Source organism: Dolichospermum sp. LEGE 00240, from assembly GCF_015207875.1.
In the GTDB taxonomy this organism is placed as follows: domain Bacteria; phylum Cyanobacteriota; class Cyanobacteriia; order Cyanobacteriales; family Nostocaceae; genus Dolichospermum; species Dolichospermum gracile.
Window position 1 is genome coordinate 1 of the sequence record NZ_JADEVZ010000156.1, and the last position, 1921, is coordinate 1921.

Annotated in this window: 1 protein-coding gene; it reads left to right on the forward strand. The window is 44.7% G+C overall.

Annotated features, from left to right (window positions below):
- Positions 1 to 1921 (forward strand): hypothetical protein (locus tag IQ226_RS24690; RefSeq protein WP_228039675.1); only part of this gene is annotated, 1921 nt, incomplete at both ends.

The following is a 1921-nucleotide window of genomic DNA, read 5'->3' on the forward strand; positions in this document are numbered from 1 at the left end:
TACAGGATGGAACTGTAGACAATAGCAGTGGTTTGATTAACAACCTTAGTGGCGGTTCTCTCCCCGCTTTTGAATTGGGTCAAGCTATAGGAGTGAATCAGTTAGAACGCTTTGCTCTTCTGCGCTTCCAAACAGAAAATTCCACCGGGACTTACTATTTCACAACCACAGTAGATAGTGCTGCTTTAGCGGATGACAATCCCTACTACTCTCTAGATGTGGAAACATCCCAACCAATTCTCATAGGTTCGGTTTACAGCCAATATAACTTTACCTATAGGTACAATAATGGGGATAGTTATACGGGTTATGTTTATGCCGTGGAAGGTACTTATACAGCAGGTCAAGTCATTGGCATCTTTTATAACGAAACTACGTTGTTGGGGAATTATGGCGAGTACATCATTGACTCCATTGCCTCCACTACTTTAGATAGTTCCTTTAACAATCTTGTCTATGTTACCAGCTACACAGATGGCGATACGGGTTACGGAACAACAACTAATATCAGCAGTGGAACTGGCTACTCTGGTTTAGGCTCAGAATACGGTTATGCCTATGACGCAAACGGCAATAGTTTCGACCCCTACTTTAGCCAATACTACGAAGCCGATATTCTGGGTAATCAGAAATATAACTTCACCTATAGCTACGGTAATGGCGATAGTTACAGTGGTTATGGCTACGCAGCAGTAGGAACCTATACAGCAGGTCAAACCATTGGCGGCATTGCTAACGAAACCAATCTTTATCCTAGCGGTACAGGAGCGGTTGAAAACAATAATCTTGGTTTTAGTTGGGGTGTGGATTCAGTCTACCACCTGTCCTATACCTTTACTAATGTATCTGATGCCCTAACCCTGAATTTTATAGGCTCTGGCCTACAGGATATCGGTAATGAAAGTTGGGGATTGGATAATGTCAAAGTGACTGCTGGTGGTTTCAATTACTCCAATGACTTTGAAAGCAATTCCGTAACTGGTTGGTCAAGCTCGACCCGTTCCACAACTCCTGTTGGTTCCCGCAATTTCCTCGGTGAATTTGGTAACGATACGGTGAGCCTAGCGCTCAATGATGTCGCTCTAAACGGTAGCGTCACCGTAGAGTTTGACTTGTTTATTATAAACAGTTGGGATGGGATTGGTAATTGGGGTGCCGGTCCAGACGAATTTACTGTCAACACTTCAGACGGTCAAACTTTATTAAATACGACCTTTGCTAATAATCCTGGTCAGCTTCAATCCTATCCTGGTCAGGTGTCGGGTGGCTATTACACCATTAACTCCGTTGAGTTAGGCAATACCAACGCAGGCTATAACGGCTACGTCTATGTCACCAGCTACACCGATGGCGATACTGGTTATGGAACAACAACCAATGTGTCCCATGATTGGCAGGGTGTTAATGGCTATGGGGGACTTGGTTCGGAAGGTGGCTATGCCTATGACTCAAGTGGCAATAGTTCCGACTCTTCCTTCAGCCAATACTACGAAGCTGACATCCAGAACCAACTATTCAACTACACCTACACCTACGGTAACGGGGATAGTTATAGTGGCTATGGCTACGTTTTAGCAGGAACCTATACAGCAGGTCAAACCATTGGCGGCATTGCCAACGAAACAGGAAATACAGGCAAGTACACCATTGACTCAGTAACCAGTGGAACAACGGATAGTTCCTACAACAATCGTGTCTATGTCACTAGCTACACCGATAGCGATACCCTCTACGGTAAGACAACCAATGTCAATAGCATTGGCGGCGGTTCTGGACTAGGTTCAGAATACGGTTATGCTTACACAGCAGAAGGGAATAGCTATGATAGCCTCTTTGGGGCTTACCCTGACGGCACTGGTATTCACAAGGAAGCTGATCTTGTGATTCCAGGTTTGGCTATTACTGATAATTCAGGCAATGC